The sequence below is a fragment of the Psychrobacillus sp. BL-248-WT-3 genome (genome assembly GCF_012843435.1).
Classification (GTDB): Bacteria; Bacillota; Bacilli; order Bacillales_A; family Planococcaceae; genus Psychrobacillus.
Map to the genome: position 1 here is coordinate 45400 of NZ_JABAFC010000014.1, position 24623 is coordinate 70022.

The 24623-nt window shown below is 36.0% G+C and carries 27 protein-coding genes; 6 read left to right on the forward strand and 21 right to left on the reverse strand.

All coding sequences use genetic code 11. The features are described 5' to 3' along the window. Window positions 1-78: 78 nt before the first annotated feature. From dnaB to rpsF, 7 genes are all read right to left on the reverse strand, one after another. On the reverse strand, window positions 79-1434 hold the full coding sequence (gene dnaB, locus HF876_RS09410; protein ID WP_144540259.1) for a replicative DNA helicase: 1356 nt from the start codon (window positions 1432-1434) through the stop codon (window positions 79-81). Between the two features lie 12 nt (window positions 1435-1446). Then, on the reverse strand, window positions 1447-1896 hold the full coding sequence (rplI, locus tag HF876_RS09415) for a 50S ribosomal protein L9 (protein WP_169359811.1): 450 nt from the start codon (window positions 1894-1896) through the stop codon (window positions 1447-1449). Continuing rightward, window positions 1893-3869 (reverse strand): GGDEF domain-containing protein, encoded by a 1977-nt coding sequence (locus HF876_RS09420; RefSeq protein ID WP_169359812.1) that lies wholly within the window; start codon window positions 3867-3869, stop codon window positions 1893-1895. The genes rplI and HF876_RS09420 overlap by 4 nt, the downstream gene beginning before the upstream one ends. A gap of 12 nt (window positions 3870-3881) precedes the next feature. Then, window positions 3882-4823 (reverse strand): YybS family protein, encoded by a 942-nt coding sequence (locus tag HF876_RS09425; RefSeq protein ID WP_169359813.1) that lies wholly within the window; start codon window positions 4821-4823, stop codon window positions 3882-3884. 491 nt (window positions 4824-5314) lie between these two features. Next, the gene (rpsR, locus tag HF876_RS09430) at window positions 5315-5551 is read right to left on the reverse strand and encodes a 30S ribosomal protein S18 (RefSeq protein ID WP_142540806.1); all 237 of its coding nucleotides are present in this window, start codon (window positions 5549-5551) and stop codon (window positions 5315-5317) included. A gap of 46 nt (window positions 5552-5597) precedes the next feature. Then, complete coding sequence (gene ssb, locus HF876_RS09435; protein ID WP_169359814.1) at window positions 5598-6095, reverse strand: single-stranded DNA-binding protein; 498 nt, start codon at window positions 6093-6095, stop codon at window positions 5598-5600. A 43-nt stretch (window positions 6096-6138) separates the two neighbouring features. Further along, window positions 6139-6429, reverse strand: coding sequence for a 30S ribosomal protein S6 (gene rpsF, locus HF876_RS09440; protein ID WP_169359815.1), 291 nt, complete (start codon window positions 6427-6429; stop codon window positions 6139-6141). Window positions 6430-6589: 160 nt separating this feature from the next. On the opposite strand from rpsF, the gene HF876_RS09445 reads away from it, so the two are divergent. Further along, window positions 6590-7153, forward strand: coding sequence for a DUF3267 domain-containing protein (locus HF876_RS09445; protein WP_169359816.1), 564 nt, complete (start codon window positions 6590-6592; stop codon window positions 7151-7153). Between the two features lie 20 nt (window positions 7154-7173). Here HF876_RS09445 and ychF read toward each other — a convergent pair whose 3' ends face one another. The 3 genes from ychF to HF876_RS09460 form a co-directional block, all read right to left on the reverse strand. Then, entirely contained in the window at window positions 7174-8274 is a 1101-nt protein-coding gene (ychF, locus tag HF876_RS09450; RefSeq protein WP_169359817.1) for a redox-regulated ATPase YchF, read from the reverse strand. 85 nt (window positions 8275-8359) lie between these two features. After that, entirely contained in the window at window positions 8360-8560 is a 201-nt protein-coding gene (locus HF876_RS09455) for a DUF951 domain-containing protein (protein ID WP_169359818.1), read from the reverse strand. Between the two features lie 10 nt (window positions 8561-8570). Beyond that, on the reverse strand, window positions 8571-9425 hold the full coding sequence (locus HF876_RS09460; protein WP_169359819.1) for a mechanosensitive ion channel family protein: 855 nt from the start codon (window positions 9423-9425) through the stop codon (window positions 8571-8573). Window positions 9426-9500: 75 nt separating this feature from the next. On the opposite strand from HF876_RS09460, the gene yyaC reads away from it, so the two are divergent. Beyond that, entirely contained in the window at window positions 9501-10088 is a 588-nt protein-coding gene (yyaC, locus tag HF876_RS09465) for a spore protease YyaC (protein ID WP_169359820.1), read from the forward strand. Here the strand turns inward: yyaC and HF876_RS09470 are convergent. From HF876_RS09470 to rpmH, 11 genes are all read right to left on the reverse strand, one after another. Next, window positions 10053-10751, reverse strand: coding sequence for a DUF554 domain-containing protein (locus HF876_RS09470; RefSeq protein WP_169359821.1), 699 nt, complete (start codon window positions 10749-10751; stop codon window positions 10053-10055). The genes yyaC and HF876_RS09470 overlap by 36 nt on opposite strands. Before the next feature lie 62 nt (window positions 10752-10813). Then, the gene (locus HF876_RS09475) at window positions 10814-11656 is read right to left on the reverse strand and encodes a ParB/RepB/Spo0J family partition protein (RefSeq protein ID WP_169359822.1); all 843 of its coding nucleotides are present in this window, start codon (window positions 11654-11656) and stop codon (window positions 10814-10816) included. Continuing rightward, entirely contained in the window at window positions 11649-12410 is a 762-nt protein-coding gene (locus tag HF876_RS09480; protein ID WP_169359841.1) for a ParA family protein, read from the reverse strand. Before HF876_RS09480 ends, HF876_RS09475 begins: the two co-directional genes overlap by 8 nt. Before the next feature lie 146 nt (window positions 12411-12556). Then, window positions 12557-13426 (reverse strand): nucleoid occlusion protein, encoded by an 870-nt coding sequence (noc, locus tag HF876_RS09485; RefSeq protein WP_169359823.1) that lies wholly within the window; start codon window positions 13424-13426, stop codon window positions 12557-12559. Window positions 13427-13513: 87 nt separating this feature from the next. Continuing rightward, the gene (gene rsmG, locus HF876_RS09490) at window positions 13514-14230 is read right to left on the reverse strand and encodes a 16S rRNA (guanine(527)-N(7))-methyltransferase RsmG (RefSeq protein WP_169359824.1); all 717 of its coding nucleotides are present in this window, start codon (window positions 14228-14230) and stop codon (window positions 13514-13516) included. Window positions 14231-14253: 23 nt separating this feature from the next. Continuing rightward, window positions 14254-16143 (reverse strand): tRNA uridine-5-carboxymethylaminomethyl(34) synthesis enzyme MnmG, encoded by a 1890-nt coding sequence (mnmG, locus tag HF876_RS09495; RefSeq protein ID WP_169359825.1) that lies wholly within the window; start codon window positions 16141-16143, stop codon window positions 14254-14256. Between the two features lie 22 nt (window positions 16144-16165). Further along, entirely contained in the window at window positions 16166-17551 is a 1386-nt protein-coding gene (mnmE, locus tag HF876_RS09500; protein WP_169359826.1) for a tRNA uridine-5-carboxymethylaminomethyl(34) synthesis GTPase MnmE, read from the reverse strand. Window positions 17552-17791: 240 nt separating this feature from the next. Continuing rightward, window positions 17792-18547 (reverse strand): RNA-binding cell elongation regulator Jag/EloR, encoded by a 756-nt coding sequence (jag, locus tag HF876_RS09505; protein WP_169359827.1) that lies wholly within the window; start codon window positions 18545-18547, stop codon window positions 17792-17794. Continuing rightward, window positions 18544-19320: a membrane protein insertase YidC gene (gene yidC / locus HF876_RS09510; RefSeq protein WP_169359828.1), complete on the reverse strand. Its 777-nt coding sequence runs from the start codon at window positions 19318-19320 to the stop codon at window positions 18544-18546. The genes jag and yidC overlap by 4 nt, the downstream gene beginning before the upstream one ends. A 72-nt stretch (window positions 19321-19392) precedes the next feature. After that, the gene (gene rnpA, locus HF876_RS09515) at window positions 19393-19737 is read right to left on the reverse strand and encodes a ribonuclease P protein component (RefSeq protein WP_169359829.1); all 345 of its coding nucleotides are present in this window, start codon (window positions 19735-19737) and stop codon (window positions 19393-19395) included. 70 nt (window positions 19738-19807) lie between these two features. Continuing rightward, window positions 19808-19942: a 50S ribosomal protein L34 gene (gene rpmH / locus HF876_RS09520; RefSeq protein ID WP_144540295.1), complete on the reverse strand. Its 135-nt coding sequence runs from the start codon at window positions 19940-19942 to the stop codon at window positions 19808-19810. A 575-nt stretch (window positions 19943-20517) separates the two neighbouring features. Here rpmH and dnaA point away from each other — a divergent pair. The 4 genes from dnaA (at window position 20518) to recF (ending at window position 24617) form a co-directional block, all read left to right on the forward strand. Further along, complete coding sequence (dnaA, locus tag HF876_RS09525; RefSeq protein WP_169359830.1) at window positions 20518-21861, forward strand: chromosomal replication initiator protein DnaA; 1344 nt, start codon at window positions 20518-20520, stop codon at window positions 21859-21861. Between the two features lie 170 nt (window positions 21862-22031). Next, complete coding sequence (gene dnaN, locus HF876_RS09530) at window positions 22032-23168, forward strand: DNA polymerase III subunit beta (RefSeq protein ID WP_169359831.1); 1137 nt, start codon at window positions 22032-22034, stop codon at window positions 23166-23168. 107 nt (window positions 23169-23275) lie between these two features. Further along, window positions 23276-23503 carry a S4 domain-containing protein YaaA gene (yaaA, locus tag HF876_RS09535; protein ID WP_169359832.1) on the forward strand — a complete coding sequence of 76 codons (228 nt, stop codon included), beginning with the start codon at window positions 23276-23278 and terminating at the stop codon, window positions 23501-23503. A 1-nt stretch (window position 23504) separates the two neighbouring features. After that, complete coding sequence (gene recF / locus HF876_RS09540; RefSeq protein ID WP_169359833.1) at window positions 23505-24617, forward strand: DNA replication/repair protein RecF; 1113 nt, start codon at window positions 23505-23507, stop codon at window positions 24615-24617. Window positions 24618-24623: the final 6 nt, after the last annotated feature.

Genomic DNA, 24623 nt, shown 5'->3' on the forward strand with positions numbered 1-24623 from the left:
TCATTTTTACCATAGTCAACCAACTTAAGTAAAAAACACGAACGAATTGATGTTTAATTAATCAATTCGTTCGTGTTTTTATGCTGGAGGAGCTTGATGTTGACTCCAATCAATATTCACAAATTTATTAAATTCTTTCACAAATGCTAGAGTAACTGTGCCAGTCGGGCCGTTACGTTGCTTAGCAATAATAATCTCAATCATGTTCTGATTTTCTGTTTCCTTATCGTAGTAATCTTCTCGATACAGGAAGGAAACAATATCGGCATCTTGCTCAATAGAACCAGACTCACGTAAATCAGACATCATTGGTCTCTTATCTTGACGTTGCTCAACACCACGGGAAAGCTGCGATAGAGCAATAACAGGAACTTTCAATTCACGGGCTAGCCCCTTTAATGAACGAGAAATCTCAGATACCTCTTGTTGACGGTTTGCCTGACTTCCACCGCTCCCTTGAATCAACTGTAAGTAATCAATTAGAATCATGCCTAAGCCTGACTCCTGCTTTAATCGTCTACATTTTGCTCTTATTTCATTTACCCGGATACCCGGTGTATCATCTATATAGATTCCTGCATTTGATAAGCTACCCATAGCCATCGTCAGCTTGCGCCAGTCTTCTGTAGTCAGCGCACCTGTTCTTAACACTTGTGCGTCAATATTGCCCTCTGCGCAGAGCATACGCATAACCAACTGTTCTGCACCCATCTCTAGACTAAAGATAGCGACGTTTTCATCTGTTTTAGTTGCTACGTTTTGTGCTACGTTCAAAGCGAAGGCTGTTTTACCTACCGAAGGACGGGCAGCCACAATAATAAGGTCATTACGCTGAAATCCTGCTGTTATACGATCTAAATCACGGAAACCAGTAGGAATACCGGTAACGTCACCTTTTCTTGTGTGTAGCTTCTCAATATTGTCATACGTCTCTACTAACACATCTTTAATGTGTTTGAAGTCACCTGCATTTTTACGATTGGCAACTTCCATCATTTTTCTTTCTGCTTCGGAAAGGAGAGCTTCTACCTCATCTTCGCGAGTAAAGCCATCCTCTACTATTGTCGTAGCCACGCGAATAAGACGACGGAGTATAGATTTTTCCTCTACTATTTTAGCGTAATGTCCGATGTTAGCTGCGGTAGGCACGGCATTTGCTATTTCACTAATATAGGAGATACCGCCGACATCTTCTAATTCCTTCTTAGAAGAAAGTTCTTCTGTGACTGTTACAACATCAATTGCTTTTCCCTGATCACTCAGACGAAGCATGGTCTGAAATATTTTTTGATGAGCTACCCGATAAAAATCCTCTGGCATGACAATCTCTGCGGCTGTTATTAATGCTTGTGGTTCTAAAAATATGGCTCCAAGAACAGATTGCTCTGCTTCTTGATTATGCGGCGGTACACGGTCCAATAATGGATCGCTCATAGAATTCTCTCCTTACGCTTCTTCAGATACATGTACCTTCAAAGTAGCTACTACCTCTTGATGTAGTTTTACTGGTACATTTGTGTATCCTAGAGCACGAATTGCATCATCTAGTTCCATTTTACGTTTATCTATTTTAATTCCGTTAGTTTTCTCTAGTTGTGCGGCAATTTGTTTCGTTGTCACTGATCCAAATAGTCGACCATCATTCCCAGATTTTGCTTTTAGTTCAACAGTTAGTTGCTCTAAAGTTTCTTTTAATTTTTTTGCTTCTGCTAGTTCTTCAGCAGCTTCTTTTTCTGATTTCTTCTTTTGTCCTTCTAGAGCACTGATAGCAGCAGAATTTGCTTCTACTGCAAGTTTATTTTTAAGTAAATAGTTATGTGCATAACCATCTGCTACATTCTTAATTTCACCTTTTTTGCCTTTACCTTTAACATCTTTTAAAAATACTACTTTCATTCTTCATTTCCTCCTTCAATTGTTTCTAATATAGCTTCATTTAATCGATTGATAGCTTCTGGAACAGTGATACCTGCTATCTGAGAGGCTGCATTTGTTAAATGGCCTCCACCATCTAATTTTTCCATGATTACTTGAACATTTACTTCTCCTAGCGACCTAGCGCTTATTGCTACGGAAGAATCACTTCTTCTACCTACTACAAAGGAAGCAGAAACATTATTCATAGCGAGCAAAATATCTGCTGTTTGGGCGAGTAATACTTGACTATAAATCGTATTCTCATCACCGTAAGCTATTGCGATCCCATCCTTTAAAAAGTGAACATTTTGCACAATTTTTGAGCGTTCAATATACGTATCTAAGTCTTCTTTTAGGAGGCGTTGTACTAATATGGTGTCTGCTCCATGCGTTCTTAAATAAGAGGCTGCCTCGAACGTTCTAGCCCCTGTACGGAGCGTAAAACTCTTCGTATCGACTATTATACCTGCTAGCATGGAAGTCGCCTCTAGCATGTTAATTTTCTCGTTTTTCGGCTGGTACTCTATAAGCTCTGTTACTAATTCTGATGTGGAGGAAGCATATGGCTCCATGTATACAAGCATCGTATTAGTGATAAACTCTTCTCCGCGACGATGATGGTCAATGACTACTACTTTCTCTGCTTTTTGTAATACCTTTTCATCTATAACCATACTTGGTTTGTGTGTATCCACTATTACTAGTAGTGTTTTCTCTGTCATTTTGTTGATCGCTTCTTCAGCACTAATGAATCGATTATATAGCTCTGGTTTTTCCTTAATTTCCTCCATTAAGCGAAGGACACTCTTGTCTAGCTCATTGAAATCAATGACAACATAACCATTTATCTTGTTCATTTCTGCCATTTTCCTTACACCAACTGCTGCACCGATGGCATCCATATCGGGGAACTTATGTCCCATCACGATTACTTGGTCACTATCCTGTATGAGGTCCTTCAATGCATGGGAGATAACTCTGGCTCTCACGCGCGTCCGCTTTTCTACGGGATTTGTTTTGCCTCCATAGAATTTTACCTTTCCATTAGGATGTTTGATGGCTACTTGATCTCCACCACGTCCTAAAACTAAATCTAAGCTGGATTGTGCAAGTGCTCCTAATTCTACTAGAGAAGTAGAACCTGCCCCTACTCCTACACTTAAAGTTAAAGAAAAACCAAATTTAGAGGTGGTTTCTCTAATATCATCTAAAATGGAGAACTTACTTTTCTCTAGTTCCATTAATATGGATTCATTAAATACAGCTAAAAAACGATCAGAGGATATTCTTTTAACGTATATACCATACTTGGCACCCCAATTATTTACACACGAGGTTACCAGGCTGTTTAACTGTCCTCTGGTTTGGTCATCCATTCCCTGTGATATCTCATCATAGTTATCGATGAATAATACACCGATAACCGTACGATCGCCATAATAGAGGGATTCCATTTCTATTTGCTCCGTAATATCAAAGAAGTATAGAAGTTTTTCCTCTGCTTTATAAAACACCTTATAGTTATGATCGTCTAAAGAGATCACCATTTCCTTAGAATCCTCTTGCTTTAGTAGCTGCTGAAAATCAGAGGATATGGAAAGCAACTCTTCCCCTATAATTGTGTCAAAGGGTAGCTGCTGTGTCATATACGGATTGGCCCATTCCACAACATGCTGATCGTTGATGAGAATAATCCCAATAGGCATTTCAAGCAAGGCTTCTTCCCCTACCTTCTTCATCCTGTAGGAAAGCGTCTCTATATGCCTTTCTGTTTCTTCATAAACACGTTGCTCGATAATCCATGCATATATGAATACGCCAATAACTAATAGCGCAAATAATAATCCAACTAACAGGTTGTCAGATAGAAGCAAATAGGATGCCACTCCACCTAAGAACATAAATAATATTAGTGGATATCGTATTGGTCGTTTTCTAAAAAAAGACGCCACTGAATCAGCTCCTTATTTCTTGTATCTGTCTTTTAAATATGCTCGCAAATTAAATCCTAAATCTAACACACCTAGGATAATAGTAAACGTATAGAGCGGAATTGCTAAGAAGGTAGCTAAAATAGCACTCCATTTTGGCCAACCCTGAATATGAAAATAATATTGAATCAGGGATACACCTTGTAAGAATAATAATGCCCTTAAAATGAATGTAGCATTTATGATAAGCATATAGCTAAAGGTACCTACCTCAAATGTTGTAACTAAGGATATAATAGCTACAACTAAATAATACCACAACACCGCTTTAGGTAATTTAAAATACATGTATTTAGGAAATTTTGGAACTGGTACTTTTAATTTCTTTAAAATAGGTAAGTTCACAGCAATATAGATAAATGCCGTTATAAACATAAGAAAAATAAAGTAAGTTGGCGTTAAAGCTTCTAGGACAATTAAAAACTGCCTAACCATCTCATCATAGGTTTCTGGTTTTTGATTAGCTGATTCCAGTAAATTACCGACTTGTTCATAGGATATTTTAATGCCCTCTAAAAATTGCTCTATTAGGTTAATATTTAATACTAAAATAGAAACTATATACTGAGCAGCTGTCATGAGTAGTACAAATATTCCTGTGGCCATTAGCATATATAGCTTTGTCTGCTTTCTTCGTAAAGAATCTCCTATTAGAAAACCAACTGGACCTACTATTAAACCAAGTGTAACACCTACTATACCTCCAATAATAAAAGTAATAATAACTGCTACAACTGTAACAAGTAAAGACTCTTTTCTTTCAAACTTGGCACTATACCAAGCTAAAGGTAAAGGCGCTATTAGGGACGTGATAATTGTTAGAATTGGAACATACACGGACATTGCTATCAAAATAGCAAATAGTGCAATCATTAAAGATCCAAACGTTAAATAGCTTGACTGATTCTTTTGCATGATCGACCTTCCTTTTTTATAATCATCTATCCATTGTAACAGATTTTGCTATACAACTAAAATTACATGTTACCACACTGATTAGGTGAAATGTACTATGGAAGGTTTTAGTAAATGATTCTTGTATAGTTTATATTATTCGAGTCAACCTCATAATTCCTTTTTATTTAGTATACGACCAAGCAATAAAAATAAAGATTTTGATATGCTTTGCTATGCACAGATACAATGAAATTTCTTTCACTAATGTCCACTTCCAACGAGTTAATCGAAAAACCAATATTATGCTAACGAGATCTTGTAATAGCTATTATGGTCTAGCTGATTCTTTCAGGTAGAATGTAGTACGTCTAAGTTCTGTTGATCCTATTTGAACCATAGGAATATGACCCGCTAATGAGCTACACATACTATAAAAGTTAAGTTATTACCGTTCTCTACATAATAAAGACAACAAAAAAAAGACCGGTTTCCCGGTCTTTCATATATACTTATCTCTCTTCAGAAGAGAATGGTAGTAAAGCCATAATACGAGATACTTTGATAGCTCGTGTTAACTTGCGTTGGTACTTCGCGCTAGTTCCTGTCACACGACGTGGAAGAATTTTCCCACGTTCTGACACGAATTTTTTCAACAAATCTACATCTTTATAATCGATGTGTGTGATGTTGTTAGCAGTGAAGTAACAAACTTTACGGCGTCTTTTGCCTCCGCGACGTGGTGCCATAATAGGTTGCCTCCTTTTCGATTAAAGTAAAACGTGCGAGAAAATTTTAGAATGGTAAGTCGTCATCCGATACTTCTATCGGACCGCTACTATTTCCAAATGGATCTTCATCTACACGCGTATAGTTTTGCTGATTCATTGGTTGGTTTTGCTGATATGTTGGATTAGAATTCTGTTGTCCGCCACCATATGATTGTCCACCTTGGCTACGTTCACCAGAGCCTCCACGTGGTTCTAAGAACTGAACGCTGTCTGCGACAACATCCGTCGTATATACACGCTTACCATCTTGTCCTTCATAACTACCCGTTTGAATTCTGCCTTCTACACCTGCTAAACTTCCTTTTTTCAAGAAATTGGCTGTGTTTTCTGCTTGTTTTCTCCAAACGACACAGTTGATAAAATCAGCTTCTCTTTCACCTTGTTGATTAGAGAATGTACGATTTACAGCAAGTGTAAATCTAGCCATTGCTACTCCACTCGGTGTATATCGAAGTTCCGGATCTTTTGTTAGTCTTCCAACTAATACGACACGGTTAATCATCAGTTAATAACCTCCCTCGTTCAGCATTCATCGTCGATTGTTATTATTTATCGTCCATACGAACAGCAATGTGACGGATAATGTCTTCATTGATGTTAGCTAAACGAATGTATTCATCGATTGCTTGAGAATCAGCGTTTACTTTAACGATTTGGTAGAAACCTTCACGTAAGTCATTGATTTCGTACGCTAAGCGGCGTTTACCCCACTCTTTAGCTTCGATGATCTCAGCACCATTTGAAGTTAAGATTTCGTTGAAACGCTCAACTAGAGCTTTTTTCGCATCTTCTTCGATTGCTGGTTGGATAATGTACATTAATTCGTACTTTCTCATCTATTTACACCTCCCTATGGTCTTTGGTCGAACTGTGGTCAGCCGACAAGGAGCAAGTAATGCTATTACTCACATCGGTTTATTGTATCATACACTTTTACTTATATCAAGGATTGATTGTCTTATTTCAAATATTTGTCTATAATCGTGTAAAGGGGGAATGAGGTTGGAAAAAAACGAGTCGATTCTTTCTACTATCGAAATTGATATAAAGAAGGTAGCTTGGCATAGCCTATGGATGACTATTCTATTTTCTATATTAGGTCTAGTTTTATATGGTTTTATTTATAGAGAATATGAAATAAACATTACTCTTTTAGGTCTTTTATTAACATTCCTTGGTTTTATACTTTTAATAGTCTTACATGAAGCATTCCATCTGCTTGGCTTTTGGTTGTTCGGTAAGGTCCCGTGGAACAAAATGGACTATGGTGTGAATCTTAAATTAGGGGTTGCTTATGCAACTACCTCCCTTCCCATTTCCAATCGATCGATGAAAAAGGCATTACTGCTCCCATTTTGGATGACGGGAATATTACCTGTTATTATAGGTTACATGATCGAATCTCCCATATTAGTCTTACTAGGTGCCTGGCTTATTGCTGGTGCAGCTGGAGACTTTGCTATGTATAAAGAGTTAAGGAAAATTCCTAACGATAGTTTAATAAAAGATGATCCTACCCTTCCAATATTATATGTAATTAAAAAAGACCGGTCTGCATAATGCAAACCGGTCTTTTGATATTAAACGTTGAAACGGAACAACATAACGTCCCCGTCTTGTACAATATATTCTTTACCCTCTAAACGTACCTTACCTGCTTCTTTCGCAGCAGACATTGAACCTGCTGAAACTAAATCGTCGTAAGCAACTGTCTCAGCACGGATAAATCCTTTTTCAAAGTCGGAGTGAATGACACCCGCACATTGAGGAGCCTTCATACCCTTACGGAATGTCCAAGCACGAACTTCTTGCACTCCAGCTGTAAAGTAAGTAGCTAGTCCAAGTAAGGAATATGATGCTTTAATAAGCTGATCTAAACCAGATTCTTGAATACCTAGCTCCTCTAAGAACATTTGCTTTTCATCGTCCTCTAGAGCAGCCATCTCTTCTTCGATTTTGGCACATACAACTATAACCTGCGCGCCTTCCTCTGCAGCAAATGCACGCACTTTTTGAACGTACTCATTATCTTCAGATTCCATAATGTCATCCTCAGATACATTTGCTACATAAAGCATTGGCTTGATCGTTAATAAGTGGAGGCCTTTAACAACACGAAGCTCTTCTTCTGTAAAATCTACAGAGCGACCAGATTTACCTTCTTCAAATGCTTCTTTTAAACGAGTCAATATAGGCTCTTCTACCATTGCTTCTTTATCTTTTTGTTTAGCCATCTTAGCAACTCTTGCTAAACGTTTATCTACGCTTTCTAAATCCGCTAAAATTAGCTCCAAATTAATAACTTCTATATCAGAAATTGGATCTACCTTTCCAGCTACATGCGTTATATTATCATCCTGGAAGCATCGTACAACCTGACAAATTGCATCTACCTCACGAATATGAGCAAGAAACTTATTGCCAAGGCCTTCGCCTTTACTTGCTCCTGCTACTATTCCAGCAATATCAGTAAACTCAAATGCTGTTGGCACTGTTTTCTTTGGTACTACTAATTCTGTCAGTTTATCTAAACGAGCATCCGGTACTTCAACAATCCCTACATTAGGATCTATTGTTGCAAATGGATAGTTTGCAGCTAAAGCCCCTGCTTTTGTTATTGCATTAAATAACGTGGATTTACCTACATTTGGTAATCCAACAATTCCTGCTGTTAATGCCATATATGTCACAACCCTTCAATTTTCTTACTTAACGTATTCCCTTTAACCTGTCTATTATATTGATTTTGACAGTAAAAGTCTATCTTTACTCTGTCTCAGCTTGTACAAGCACTTTTTTCATTTTCTTCTCGAATTCTATACGTGGAATCATGACACTATGCTGACAACCTTCACATTTAATCCGTATATCTGCCCCTATGCGTATTATTTTCCAACGATTTGTTCCACAAGGATGTTGCTTCTTCATCTCTACAATATCATTTAGCTGAAATTTTTTTCTTTCCATTTACTCTCACCTACTCATTAGTTTTCGCATTACGTACGACGATTGGATACGGAATATCCACCCCAGATTGCTCTAAAAATTCTTTAAGATCTCTTCTAATTCTTCTAGCAATGTCATCCTGCATCATAGGGATCGTCTCTACTCCAATTCTAAGCACCAAATCATCTGAGGATATCTCTTGTACCCCTAAAATTTCCGGTACTTTTACAAGCTCTTCATATTTATAATTTAGATTTTCTAAAAATCCCTTTAACATATTCTCTACTGCGTCTATGTCCGACTCATATGATACTTTAATATCAATAGTAACAATTGTGTTGAACACAGAATAGTTAACGACATTAGATATTGTCCCGTTAGGTATAATATACATTTCCCCTACATAACTTCGCACCTTCGTTGTACGTAGCCCTATTTCTTCTACTATCCCTCTAAATGTCCCAATTTGAACCTCATCTCCAACTGCAAACTGGTCTTCAAATACGATAAAGAAACCTGTAATTACATCTTTAACTAGACTCTGTGCACCAAACCCTATCGCTAAGCCTATAACTCCAGCACCAGCGATTAAACCTCCAACATCAAATCCGAATTTTGATAAAACTGCTACTATCAATGTGAAATAAACTGCATAGGTTAAAATATTTTCTAATAGCTTTATGAGCGTATTATGTCTTCTTTCCGAATATCTCAACGGGCCTTTTAATCTAACAGCGAAAACTCGACGAATAATTGACTTACCTATTTTTATAACAGTAGCTGCCAAAAGAAAAAGAAAGATAATTTCAACAAACGATTTTCCTAATTCTATCCAATCTACTTCATTTAATATGTATGCTTCCAACTCTTTATATGTTGCATTCATTGCATCCCCACCCTCATTGAATAAATATTTTCTACCATGCATATACTAACTTTAAAAAAGAAAGCGAGTTTATATATGAATAAAATTAATGCTGCGCCTCAAGCTTCCACTATCTATTATAAAGAAACAGGAGTTATTTGGCGATTAAGCAACCACTTTTTAGAATATATACCTTTTGATCATCAAAACCTTGTTTTTTGTTGCATAGGGACAGACCGTTCAACTGGAGATGCCTTAGGTCCAATGACTGGGTCATTTTTAACACAGCTTAACTCTTTTCCTTTTGAAATCGTTGGAACATTGGACAGCCCACTCCATGCGTTGAATTTAGAGGAGACTACTAATACGCTCTACAGTTCTTCTCAAAAACCATTTGTTGTGGCCATTGATGCCTGCTTAGGGAATGCTAATAACATTGGAGAAATTATTATTCATCCAGGTCCTCTTTTTCCTGGAAAAGCTGTAAAAAAAGATTTACCACCTATTGGTGAAATTTCAATCAAAGCAATTGTTAATATCGGTGGCTATATGGAATATAATGTATTGCAAAGTACTCGATTAAATCTTACTTTTGAAATGGGAAAGGTCATTTCTCGATCTCTACTTCTTGCATGGCATAGATATAACTTAAAAAATAAAAGCCACTACAATACCTACAAATAATAAAGATGGTAATAGGTTTGCTACTCTAATTTTAGTTAATCCTATTAAATTCATTCCAATACCAATAATCATAATTCCTCCAGCGGCTGTCATTTCCTGAAGAAACAAATCAAGTGCAGCTTCTGGTACCAATCTTGTAATTTGTGTAGCAAGCAATGCTATTGTTCCTTGGTAAATTGCAACCGGAAAAGCTGAAAAAACAACACCTATCCCTAATGTTGCGGAGAGAATAATAGCAGTAAAGCCGTCGATGATTCCCTTGCTGATTAATAATTCATGATCATTTTGAAGACCGCTATTTAAAGCTCCTAAAATACCCATTGCGCCTATTACAAATATAAGTGTGCTTGTAACAAAACCTTGGGCAATACTATCTGTTTGTTTTTTTGAACCAAACTTTTTTTCAATAGACTGCCCTAACCTGTTAATCCATTTGTCTATATCTATCCACTCACCTACTACCGCACCAAGCACAATGCAGATAATGATAATAACAAAATTACTACTTTCTAATCCCATTTGTATACCCATTACCATTACTACTATTCCTATAGCATACATTACCGTTTGTTTCATATTTTCAGGGATGTCCTTTAAAAGTCGTCCGATTAATGTCCCTGCTATGATCAGTATTGCATTGACCAATGTACCAAATAACACCATATCCTATCCTCTTCTCCTAAAAATATAACCTATCTCTAGGTTGTCCTAGAAATAGGTCACGTCTAATCCTCTAATAATTTTAAAATTCTTTCCAAATCATCCTTCGAGTAAAACTCTATCTCGATTTTTCCTTTTTCTTTTTCATTGTTTTTAGTTATTTTTACAGCTGTCCCAAAAAGTTCTCTTAATTCCGATTCTTTTTCTAAAGTAAAAATATCTTTATCTATTTTTTTTGTTTCACGTGGAACATTTTCATTTAAACGTTGAACTAAGGCTTCTAACTGCCTTACATTTAGATTTTCTTTAATTGTTTTTTGCATAATGAGAGGGATAGATTTTTTCTTCTTTAAACCTAATAATGCCTTCCCATGCCCCATGGATAATTTCCCTTCAGAGACAGCATTTCTAACAACATCAGGGAGTGTAAGTAAGCGAAGATGGTTTGCTATATGAGGTCTACTTTTCCCCAGTCTGAACGCTAATTGTTCTTGGGTAAGGCCAAGAGTCTCCATCAGATTTTGGTAAGCCTCTGCTTCTTCAATGGGTGTTAAATCTTCTCGTTGTAGATTTTCTAAGATAGCAAGTTCCATCATTTGTTGATCATTTAACTCGCGTACTACAGCAGGAATTGCATCTAAATGAGCCTTTTTAGAAGCTCTAAATCTACGCTCTCCTACAACAATTTCAAACTTAGAACCTTTTTTTCGAACGATGATAGGTTGTAGTACTCCGTGCTCTTTTATAGATTCCGATAACTCTTGTAATGCCTCATCGTCAAATATTTTCCTTGGTTGATAAGGATTAGGCTTAATATCAACAATACTAATCTGTTCTACTTTTTCTTCTGGCATTGTATCTTCTCCAGGAAAAAGAGCATTAATCCCCTTTCCAAGTCCTTTAGCCATGACGAATCACTTCCTTCGCAAGTTCTAAATATACTTCCGCTCCTCGAGATTTTGGATCATAAATAATTATAGGCTCTCCGTGACTAGGTGCTTCACTTAAACGAACATTCCTTGGAATAATAGATTTATATACTTTGTCTTGGAAATATTTTTTAACTTCTTCAATTACCTGAATGCCAAGATTTGTTCTGGCATCAAACATTGTTAATAACACGCCGTCAATTGCTAACGTTTTGTTTAAGTGTTTTTGCACCAATCGAATCGTACTCAGTAACTGGCTTAACCCTTCCAAAGCATAAAATTCACATTGAACTGGGATTATAATAGCATCAGCAGCAGTAAGAGAATTGATGGTTAAGAGACCAAGTGAAGGAGGACAATCTATAATAATATACTCATAATCAGCTTGCACTTCCTGCAAAGCTTTTTTAAGTCGTACCTCTCTTGAAATGGTAGATACTAGTTCAATTTCTGCACCTGCTAAAGAAATGGTTGCAGGAACTATATGTAAATTTTCCACTTTCGTTTCTAAAATTGTCTCTTTTACACTAACATCATCTATTAACACATCATAAATACATTGATTCACATCGCCTTTGTTGACACCAACGCCACTCGAAGCATTTCCCTGGGGATCAATATCTACCAGTAAAACCTTCTTTCCTAAGTATGCAAGACAGGCACTTAAGTTAACGGATGTAGTAGTTTTACCTACACCACCTTTTTGGTTGGCTATTGCAATAATTCTTCCCACTCTTGCACCTACTTTCATCAAAATAAAAAACCACTCTCTTCCATTCTATCAAATTTTACAGAAAAATGAATGTTATTATTGTTACAAAAGAAAAACTCTCACAAAATAGTGAGAGTTTCATATATTTTATATATTATAATATCTATTTATGATTTCTTTTTAGGTATTCTTACTGTAATTTGATAAAAATCTTCGGTGTCTTCTTCTTCGGTTTTTAAATTAATTCCGCTTTTAGTAACCATACTAAGAGATTGCTTGATCGTATTTAAAGCAATTCGTACATCTTTACTAATCGCTTTTCTTTTAGGCTTTGGAGCTTTTTCCTCTTTAACAGGAGGATTTACTATATCATTAACTTTTTCTTCGAGCTGCTTTACATTCCAATGATTATCAATGGATTCAACCATAAGCTTGATTTGTATATCTTCATCCTTTATTTGCATAAGAGATCTTGCATGACGTTCCGACAATCTCTTATCCATAATTGCTTGTTGAATTTCTTCTGGTAGTTTCAGCAAACGTAACTTATTAGCTACAGTCGATTGGCCCTTACCTAATCTTTGAGCGAGCGCTTCCTGAGTTAGCTCATGCAGCTTAAGTAATTTTTGATATGCTACTGCCTCTTCAATGGCAGTCAGCTCTTCTCGTTGAAGATTTTCTATCAATGCAATCGATGCTGTTTCCTTATCACTTAAATTACGAACTATAGCAGGTACTTCTTTCCACTTAAGCTTTGTCATCGCCCTGAAGCGACGTTCCCCCGCTATTATTTCATACTTATCGTCATCCATTTTACGAATGACGATAGGTTGAATTACACCGTGTGTATGAATAGTTCTAGCAAGTTCTTCTATTTTTGCATCATCAAAAACGGTCCTAGGCTGGTACCTATTAGGAACTATTTTTTCTATGGCTACCTGTACTACTTCTTCATTATTAGTCTGAGTAGCCTCAACGACTGGATCTTGTCCTTGCTTATCAGAACCTCCGAAAAATCGTGAGAAAGGACTTTTCATCTAACTAGCACCACCTTTTAGATACTCTTTACTTATGTTCACGACACAGAAAATAATATAATAATGTTTCACGTGGAACGTTCCTCATTAAATAATAGGTGTTTTGTTTGGTATACCTGGCTTTCGAGGGTATCTTTTCGGTGTGCTTTTAATTTTAGAAAAGACATATAACGTTCTCTCACTATTTTCTATCGGTAATAGAAAAGAATACTCCGCACTTTTTTCAGAGCCTAATACCTCAATAGCTTTTTGTGCATCTTTTAATTCATCTAGTGCACTTGCTGCTTTCATAGCTATAAACTTCCCACCGACTTTCACAAGTGGAATACATAGCTCTGACAGTACAGAGAGTCTTGCTACTGCTCGTGCAGTAACAAGATCAAACTGTTCTCTATATTCTTTATTTTGTCCAAATTCCTCAGCACGCGCATGAACAAAATTAACATTTTTTAAATTTAGCTCCTTGCTTAAATGAGTCAAAAATTGAATTCTTTTATTTAAAGAATCAACGATTGTTACATTAAGGTTTGGAAAACAAATTTTTAATGGAATACTTGGAAACCCTGCCCCTGCTCCTACATCACAAACAGAAAGGGAACCATTAAAATCCTCATAGAAAGAAGCACTGATAGAATCTAAGAAATGTTTTAAGTAAACAGATGGTTCATCTGTAATGGCTGTTAAATTCATTTTCTCGTTCCATTCCACAAGTAACTCATAATATTTTCTGAATTGCTCTAATTGGAAATCTGTTAGTTCAATTCCTTTTTCATAGAGGGCATTTTTAAATTGTTCTTCGTTCATTTTGTTCTCCTCATTGTCTTAGACTAACCAGTGATTTTAGCTATCTTACCTTGTTCAATATATATTAGAAGGATAGAAATATCTGCTGGGTTTACTCCTGAAATACGAGATGCTTGTGCAATAGATAATGGTCTTACTTGCATTAGTTTTTGTTTTGCTTCTGTTGCAAGTCCGGAGATTGCATTGTAATCAATTTGATCAGGGATCTTTTTGTTTTCCATTTTTTTCAACTTATCAACTTGTTGTAGAGATTTATCTATATAGCCTTCATACTTAACTTGAATCTCAATTTGTTCTTTTTCTTCTTCACTTAACTGAACTTCTCCTGGAACTAGTTGGGCTACTAAGTCGTAGTTCATTTCTGTTCTTTTAAGAAGATCTGAAGCACGAATTCCATCTTTTAACTCGCTACCGCCTGCATTACGAACAACCTCTTGAGTTTCCTCATTCGGTTTGATAATAATGGAGCGTAAGCGACGAAGCTCGTCTTCTATTCTTTTCTTTTTCTCTAAAAACTTATTATACCGTTCTTCTGGCACTAAGCCAATATTATATCCAATTTCTAACAATCTTAAATCAGCATTATCATGACGAAGCAGTAAACGATATTCAGCTCTGGAAGTAAGCAAACGGTATGGCTCGTTAGTTCCTTTTGTAACTAAATCATCAATTAAGACACCAATATACGCATCTGATCGGCTCAACACTTTTTCTTCTTTATTTAATACTCTAAGAGCTGCGTTAATTCCTGCCATTAGCCCTTGAGCTGCAGCTTCTTCATAACCAGAAGTTCCATTAATTTGTCCAGCTGTATATAAGTTTTTAACTTTTTTTGTTTCTAGCGTAGGCCATAGCTGTGTTGGAACCATTGCATCATATTCAATCGCATAGCCTGCTCGCATCATTTCAGCATTTTCTAATCCTGGGATAGAAGCTAACAGTTTACGTTGTACGTGCTCTGGAAGACTCGTTGATAACCCCTGTACATAAACTTCTCTTGTGTTACGACCCTCTGGCTCTAAGAAGATTTGATGACGTGGCTTATCATTAAATCTAACAATTTTATCTTCAATAGACGGACAGTATCTTGGACCCGTTCCTTTTATCATACCAGAATACATTGGCGATAAATGTAAATTATCATTGATAATTTGGTGTGTTTCAGAACTTGTATATGTTAACCAGCAAGGTAATTGATCCATAATAAATTCTGTTGTTTCGAAACTAAATGCTCGAGGAACATCGTCGCCTGGCTGAATTTCTGTTTTACTATAGTCTACCGTTTTACTGTTTACACGAGGTGGAGTACCTGTCTTAAATCTAACTAGGTCGAATCCTAAATTACGGATACTATCAGCTAGCTTAATGGATGGTTGTTGGTTATTGGGACCACTAGAATATTTAAGGTCTCCTATAATAATCTCACCACGTAAAAATGTACCTGTAGTAATAACTACTGTTTCTGCTCGATAAACTGCCCCTACTTGGGTTACTAAGCCAACAATTTTATCATCTTCAACTAATAGTTCTTCTACTACTGCTTGATGAACTGTAAGGTTTGCTTGTTCCTCTATAAGACGTTTCATTTCATTTTGGTATAGAACCTTGTCCGCTTGTGCTCGAAGTGCACGTACTGCTGGTCCTTTTCCTGTATTCAACATTCTCATTTGAATGTGAGTTTTATCTATAACTTTACCCATGGCTCCACCTAAGGCGTCAATTTCACGCACTACGATTCCTTTTGCAGGGCCTCCGATGGACGGATTACATGGCATAAATGCAATCATATCTAGATTGATTGTTAAAACAAGCGTTTTAGCACCCATTTTAGCAGAGGCTAATGCGGCTTCAACACCCGCATGCCCTGCTCCTACAACAATCACATCGAACTTGCCTGCTTCAAAGTTTGGCATGTTCGTAACTTCCTCTCGTTTTTTATTTTCCTAAACAGAATTGAGCAAATAACTGGTCAATCAGGCTTTCTTCGACTGTATCACCAATTATTTCTCCTAATATTTCCCACGTTCTAGTAACATCTATTTGAATCATATCGACTGGCACGTGATTATGTGCTGCTTCAATGGCATCAGTAATTGTAGATTTAGCAAGATTTAATAAAGCGATATGACGGGCATTAGAAACATAGGTAATGTCTGACACTTCAATGTTTCCTTCAAAGAACAAGGACGCTATAGAGTCTTCTAGCTCGTCAATTCCCTCTTCTTTTAATAAGGAAGTAGAAACAATTCGCTTATCAGTAGCAAGACGTTGTACCTCATCGTAATCTAACTTGGTTGGAAGGTCCGTTTTGTTAACGATAACGATATAATCCATTCCTTTAATAGTCTCGAATAACCTTCTATCTTCTTCAGCTAGCTCTTCTGAATTATTCAACACAAGTAAAATTAAATCTGCCTCTTTTAGAACTTGGCGTGATTTCTCCACTCCAATGCGTTCGACTATATCTTCAGTTTCACGGATTCCAGCAGTGTCTACTAATTTTAAAGGGACACCACGTACATTTACATATTCTTCTATAATATCCCTCGTAGTTCCTGCTATCTCCGTAACAATTGCTTTGTTTTCTTGAATTAAGCTATTTAAAAGTGATGATTTCCCTACATTTGGTCTTCCGACAATTGCTGTCGAGAGCCCTTCGCGAAGAATTTTACCTTGAGATGAAGTAATTAACAGCTTTTCAATTTCTTCTTTTACCCAAGTCCCTTTTTCAATCATCATAGGTAACGTCATCTCTTCAACGTCATCATACTCTGGATAATCAATATTTACCTCTACCTGAGCTAAAGTTTCAAGGAGTGCTTGCCTTAAGGTTTTGATGAGACGTGATAAACGTCCATCCATTTGACCTAAAGCTACATTCATTGCTTTATCCGTTTTGGCTCTTATTAAATCCATTACCGCTTCAGCCTGCGACAAGTCTATTCTTCCATTTAAAAAAGCACGTTTTGTAAACTCACCAGGTTCTGCAAGCCGTGCACCATTTATAAGTATTAACTGAAGAACTCTATTTACTGTGACTAGTCCTCCATGACAATTTATCTCTACTACGTCTTCTCTCGTAAAAGTTTTTGGACCCTTCATAAGAGATAACATAACTTCCTCTACTACTTCATTCGTCTTTGGATCCACGAGATGTCCATAATGAATAGTATGAGAAGATTGTTCACTAAGATTCTTTCCATTTGGAGACTGAAAAACTTTATTGGCAATTGAAATTGCCTCTGCTCCACTAAGTCTTACAATGGCAATGGCTCCTTCTCCTAATGGAGTGGAAATTGCAGCTATTGTATCAAATTCCAAAAGTGTACACCTCCTTGCACCTTCAGTTATCCACATGTGAATAACTGAAAAGAACATGACTATCTAACATATAACAATAACATATTTTGTCCTAAATCAGAAGTATAGATACTTTTTATTATGTGAACAAAAAAAGAATCCTACTGATGGCTTAGCGCTCATCTTCGGAAATCTTCTTAAGCGGATTAATAACAGAAGAAAACGGATTCCAGCTTATTTTCAAGCTAAAATCCGTTTTACTTATTTTATTGATTCAATCACTAAATATCTATTTGGTTCATTACCGACTGAATAAGTTTCAATGTCTACTCTTAGGGATAAAGCATTATGAATAATCTTTCTCTCAGAAGAAGACATCGGTTCTAATTCTATAGGTTGACCAGTACGCACTGCTTTGTCAGCCATTCGTTCTGCTAACTGTTCTAATGCTTCTTGTCTTCTTTCACGGTAGTTACCAACGTCCAACCTAATAAGGATAAAGGAATTTGAGAATTTGTTTGCAACTAATTGAGATAGGTTTTCCAGTGCATTTAATGTTTGGCCTCTTTTTCCTATTAATAAGGCAGCCTTTTCACTGTTTAAATGAAGATAAATGTACTTACCCTCTCTTGTTTCATTAATTACTAAATCGTCAATCTCCAATTCCTTAGCGATTGTTTCAAGATACTGTTTTGTTTCAGCTATCGCTTGATCATTATTTGGTGCTTCAGTGACTTCTATAGTTTCTTTTACTTCTTCTAATGTAGAGGTATTATCTAAAACCGGCTGTTCGATTACTTCCTCTACTATTTTTTCTTCCAAGACCTGATCGACTGGGTTTTCCTTTTTTAAAACAGTTACTTCAACAACTGCAGGCTTAGATAAAAATCCAAAAAAGCCTTTTTTCCCTTCTTCCACTACGGTAATTGACACATCTTCTCTCGATACTTCAAGTTTTTTAAGTGCAACGTTTATAGCTTCCTCTTTTGTAGGTGCAGTCTGTGTAATCTGCTTCATTTTTTGGCCCCTCCCGTTTTTGCCTTAACAGGTACTTGTTTTTCTCTTTTCCAAGGTTTATAAATGAATAAGTTTTGAATGATAGATATAATATTTCCGATTACCCAATACAATGTTAATGCAGCAGGTAATACAATACCAAATCCCATGATCATGAATGGCATGATATACATCATGATTTTCATTTGAGGGTTGTCCATTGCTGGGCCAGTTCTCAATACGATTAATTGCATGATTCCGGCTAAGACAGCTAGGATAATACTGGGCTCTGCCAATGCAAAACCTAAGAAATCGCCTAGATTGATCTCTGGTGTATTATTCATACGACTAATTGCATGATAGAAACCGATTAGTATTGGCATCTGAATAAAAATAGGAAGACATCCAGCTGCTGGATTAATATTTCTATCTTTATATAAAGCCATCATTTCTTGTTGGAATTTTTGCTGTGTTACAGCATCCTTGGAGCTATATTTTTCTTTTAGCTTTAACATCTCTGGTTGTACTTCTTGCATTGCCTTAGAGTTTTTAGTTTGTTTAATCATTAACGGTAAAATTACTAAACGAATTATAATCGTTACTGCAATGATCCCGAGACCATATGTCCCTAATAGCTCTTGGAAAAATGTAATAGCGGAAACTAATGGCCAAACAATGTATTCATTCCAAAAACCTTCGGAAGTATTATAAATTGGTTCATTGAATTCCGTACATCCAGCTAGTAAAGCTGTCATTACTATTAATAATAATAGTAAAGGTAATTTTCTCTTCAACCTTCTTCCCCCTATTAAAATACATTCATCTTTCATCTATCCTTATCTTAACATCTCATCCAAAAGACTTCACTAGCTTTTCTTCTTTAAAACTTTAGCTACCTTCAAAACATGCTCTAAGTTCTTTTTTGTCTCATGAAAGTCAAGCTTGGCCGCCGAATTTCTGGCGATAATAATATAATCTTTGTTTCCTGCCACTGAATCATTCAACTCTAAAAAGGATTGACGGATGTATCTTTTAATGCGATTACGAACCACTGCATTGCCAACTTTCTTACTTACAGATAATCCTATTCGAAAATAATCGTATTCATTCTCCATTGTATAAACTACAAACTGTCTGTTGGCGAATGATTTCCCTTTTTTAAAGATCTTTTGGAATTCAGCATTCTTTTTTATGCGTTGTTTCTTATTCATCTAGTCACCTGCTCCAACTAATCGGTTTGAAAGAAAAAAAAGACCACTGAATTGGTCAGTGGACTTATAATTATGCTGATAATACTTTTCTTCCTTTAGCACGACGGGCTGCTATTACGCGGCGACCGTTTTTTGTACTCATACGTGCGCGGAAACCGTGATTTTTTGCTCTTTTACGGCTATTTGGTTGGAATGTACGTTTCATCTATATGACACCTCCTGAGTGATCATCTTAAAATGTTCCTTAGACAGTCTCCGATATTATATAAAAACTACACTGTATTTGTCAATCTTTATTTAAGTCCATTTCTTGCTGCTTCTGTTTTCTTCTTGCCCACTCTTATCCACATACTAAGATATCTTTTCCCACTTACCTGTGAATAACAATTTTCGACAAAAAAATATCCACATAGCTTATGAACATGTTTTTAACATATCCCTTTGCTGTGGACAACCTTAACTGTTAATTAATTTAATATTGTGGATAACCTTAAAGTATCTTGTAATTGCAACGTTTTTTTGATACGATATCTGTGTTTTACTTTTTCAAACGAAATATGTTATTTTTTATTATCCACAGTTGTTAGTAATCTGTGGATAATATTTTCCCCATACGTTTATAAAGTTTATCCACAGGACGTGGATTTGTGTATATAACTATAATTTATACATATAAAATATAAAGCAGAATGATTATTCTCTTTTTGTAAAACAGTCTTATTACTAAAAGGTAGGAGAAACGGATTTCCTATCAATCTTATAGAAAAGGAGATTATGTTATTGGAACACTTTGAAGAACTTTGGGCTAAGGTTCTCTCTGAAGTAGAAAAGAAAACATCGAAACCAAGCTTCGAAACCTGGTTAAAATCAACAAAGATGCTTTCTTATAAGGGAGACACTGTAACCATAGCTGCGCCCAATTCCTTTGCTAGGGATTGGCTTGAAAATCACTATGTTCATTTAATTGCTGGGATTCTTACAGAACTTACTGGCAATGAATTATTAATTTCTTTTGTAGTACCTAAGGGTCAGGACTTTGATGACTTTGAAATACCAAAGCCAAAAACACCGGTTACTCCAGATGATCAGCCAGACTTTTCTCCTGGAATGCTTAACTCAAAAAATACATTTGATACTTTTGTCATTGGTTCTGGTAACCGTTTTGCCCATGCTGCCTCTTTAGCTGTAGCAGAAGCACCTGCAAAAGCATATAATCCTCTTTTCATATACGGAGGAGTTGGATTAGGAAAAACCCACTTAATGCACGCGATTGGACACTATGTTCAAGAACACAATCCGAATGCAAAAGTGGTTTATTTATCTTCTGAAAAATTCACGAACGAATTTATTAATTCTATTCGCGACAACAAAGCAGTAGACTTCCGAAATAAGTATCGAAATGTAGATGTTCTCTTAATAGATGATATTCAGTTCCTTGCCGGAAAAGAATCAACTCAAGAAGAATTTTTTCATACTTTTAATGCTTTACATGAAGAATCTAAACAAATTGTTATCTCCAGTGACAGACCACCTAAGGAGATTCCCACGTTAGAGGATCGTTTACGCTCCCGTTTTGAATGGGGCTTGATAACAGATATAGCACCACCTGATTTAGAAACAAGAATTGCTATTTTACGTAAAAAAGCACGCGCAGACGGTTTGGATATTTCTGATGAAGTTATGGCCTATATCGCAAATCAAATTGACTCGAATATAAGAGAGCTGGAAGGTGCACTTATTCGCGTAGTGGCCTATTCCTCGCTTGTTAATAAAGATATTAATATAGACTTAGCTGCTGAGGCATTAAAAGATATTCTTCCAAATGCACGTCCAAGAATTATTACGATCTTAGATATCCAAAAGGTTGTAGGAGAGCATTTTCATATAAGATTAGAAGATTTTACTGCGAAAAAACGTACCAAATCTATCGCATTCCCTCGTCAGGTAGCTATGTTTCTTTCCCGTGAGCTAACTGATTTCTCATTGCCTAAGATTGGCGAAGAGTTTGGTGGACGTGATCATACTACAGTAATTCATGCACACGATAAAATAGCTACGATGCTAAAAACAGATATGAACCTGCAGGATGATATTAAGCAAATAAAATCTATCCTCGGTAGATAATTAGATTGTGGATAAGTTCCTATTTTAGGTCCATACTTAAACACAAGTTATACACATGGGGATATGTGGCGAAATATAGCGAAATATGCACTTATCAACATATCCACAAGCCCTATTACTATATCTATTAATCTTTTAATAAATAATAAATATATAAGTGAGGTACTAAAATGAAATTTGAAGTAATGAGAGATAGTCTATTAAATGGACTAAATGATGTAATGAAAGCCGTAAGTTCTAAAACAACAATTCCTATATTGACTGGATTAAAATTAGAAGTAACAAAAGAAGGTTTGTATTTGACTGGTAGTGATTCAGATATTACAATCCAAACATTTATACCAGTTGAAAAAAATGGAGAACAAATTATAAAGATCGTAGAACCAGGATCAATAGTTGTCCAAGCAAGAATGTTTAGTGAGATTGTTCGTAAATTACCTACTAACGATGTAGAAATTGAAGTTACAAACCAATTCCACACACATATCCGTTCAGGTAAATCAGAATTCAACTTAATAGGCATTGATGCTAGTGAATATCCTTTGTTACCTCAACTTGAAGAAGATCGACAATTCTATATTCCTTCTGACTTGTTGAAATCTATTATTAAAGAAACAGTATTTGCTGTTTCTACATCAGAAAGCAGACCAGTATTAACTGGAGTGAATTGGCAGGTTATTGATGGGGAGCTCCACTGTGTAGCTACAGATAGCCATCGTCTAGCAAAAAGAAAAACAGCATTAAAAGATTTACCTGAAGAAAAATATAGCGTAGTAATTCCAGGAAAAAGCTTAAATGAATTAAATAAGATTCTAGAAGAAACTTCTTCCGAAGTAGCTATAGTTATGACTCAGCAGCAGATATTATTCAAAACCGAGGATGTATTATTTTACTCTAGATTGTTAGAAGGAAATTACCCTGACACATCTAGACTGATCCCAAGCGAATATAAAACAACTATTGTTGTTAACGGTAAATCTTTATTGCAAGCAATAGATCGTGCTTCCTTATTGGCACGAGAAGAAAGAAATAATGTTGTTCGTTTTTCAACTCTAGATTTAAATTCCTTAGAAGTTTCCTCCAACTCTCCTGAAATCGGAAAAGTAGAAGAACAAATTCTAGCGGAAACGATAGAAGGCGAAGAGCTTAAGATTTCTTTCAGTGCTAAATACATGATGGATGCACTAAAGGCGATTGATGGACAAGATGTAAAAATTCTTTTTGCAGGGACAATGAGACCGTTTGTTTTAAAATCTGTACATGACGATTCAATCTTGCAATTAATCCTTCCAGTAAGAACTTACTAAACAGCATAAACAAGAGATAGTCACCAATAGTGGCTATCTTTTTTACTTATTTGCTTTATTAGGGTAAAATGGAGGGATAAACAAAATGAGAAGAGGTTGAATAATTAGTGGAAGAGATTCGTTTTGATTCGGAATTTATTACCTTAGGTCAATTACTTAAGATGACAGACGCAATAAGTTCAGGTGGAATGGCTAAATGGTTTTTGAGCGAAAATCCCGTATATATAAACGGAGAAGCAGATCAACGAAGAGGTAGAAAAATAAGAAACAAAGATGTAGTGAATATTCCAGGAGTAGGAAAATTTCTAATGATTGGACCTGAGAACGGAGAGTAATATGTATATTGAACGACTTGAGCTAAAAAACTTCCGTAATTACGATTCAATAGAATTGGATTTTTCCTCTAAAATAAATGTGTTGATTGGGGAAAATGCCCAAGGTAAAACTAACTTAATGGAATCCCTATATGTATTATCAATGGCGAAGTCTCATAGAACTTCTAATGATAAAGAATTGATACGCTGGGAAGCAGAGTATGGTAAAATAATAGGGGATATACACAAAAAATATGGACGACTCCCCTTGGAATTAATACTCTCCAAAAAAGGAAAAAAAGCAAAGGTGAATCACCTAGAACAAAATAGACTCAGTGACTACATAGGTCAGCTTAATGTTGTCATGTTTGCACCAGAGGATTTGTTTTTGGTTAAAGGTAGTCCTCAAGTCAGAAGACGTTTTCTAGATATGGAAATAGGACAAATATCTCCTAGGTATTTACATGATTTGCTTAACTTTCAAAAGATTTTAAAGCAAAGAAACCATATTTTAAAAAAACATCAAGGTCAATCTAAGTTAAATGATGTCATGTTTGACGTTTATACAGAACAATATATAAATGCTGCAGTAAAAGTAATTCAAAAAAGATTCCAATTTATGGAATTACTTCAAAAGTGGGCAGAACCAATTCACTTTGGTATCTCACGAGGATTAGAAAAACTCACAGTTGCATATGACTCTACTATAGGTATTAAAGCAGACTATTCAGAAAGTCAGATGAAGACAACTTTAGAGACAAAAATATTTGAAAATCAAAAAAGAGAATTAGATCGCGGAGTCACTTTGTATGGTCCTCATCGTGATGACCTTAAATTTTTTGTCAATGACTATGATGTTCAAACTTATGGTTCGCAAGGACAACAAAGAACAACAGCCTTATCACTTAAATTAGCCGAAATCGAATTGATAAAACAGGAGGTAGGTGAAGCTCCTGTTTTATTGCTGGATGACGTTCTATCGGAATTAGATGACTACCGACAATCGCATCTATTAACGACTATTCATGGTGACGTTCAGACGTTTGTTACAACGACAAGTATTGAAGGAATAGCCCATGACACGATTAAACAGGCAAAGATGTTTCATGTGGAACAAGGGGCAGTTATAAAATAAAATTCA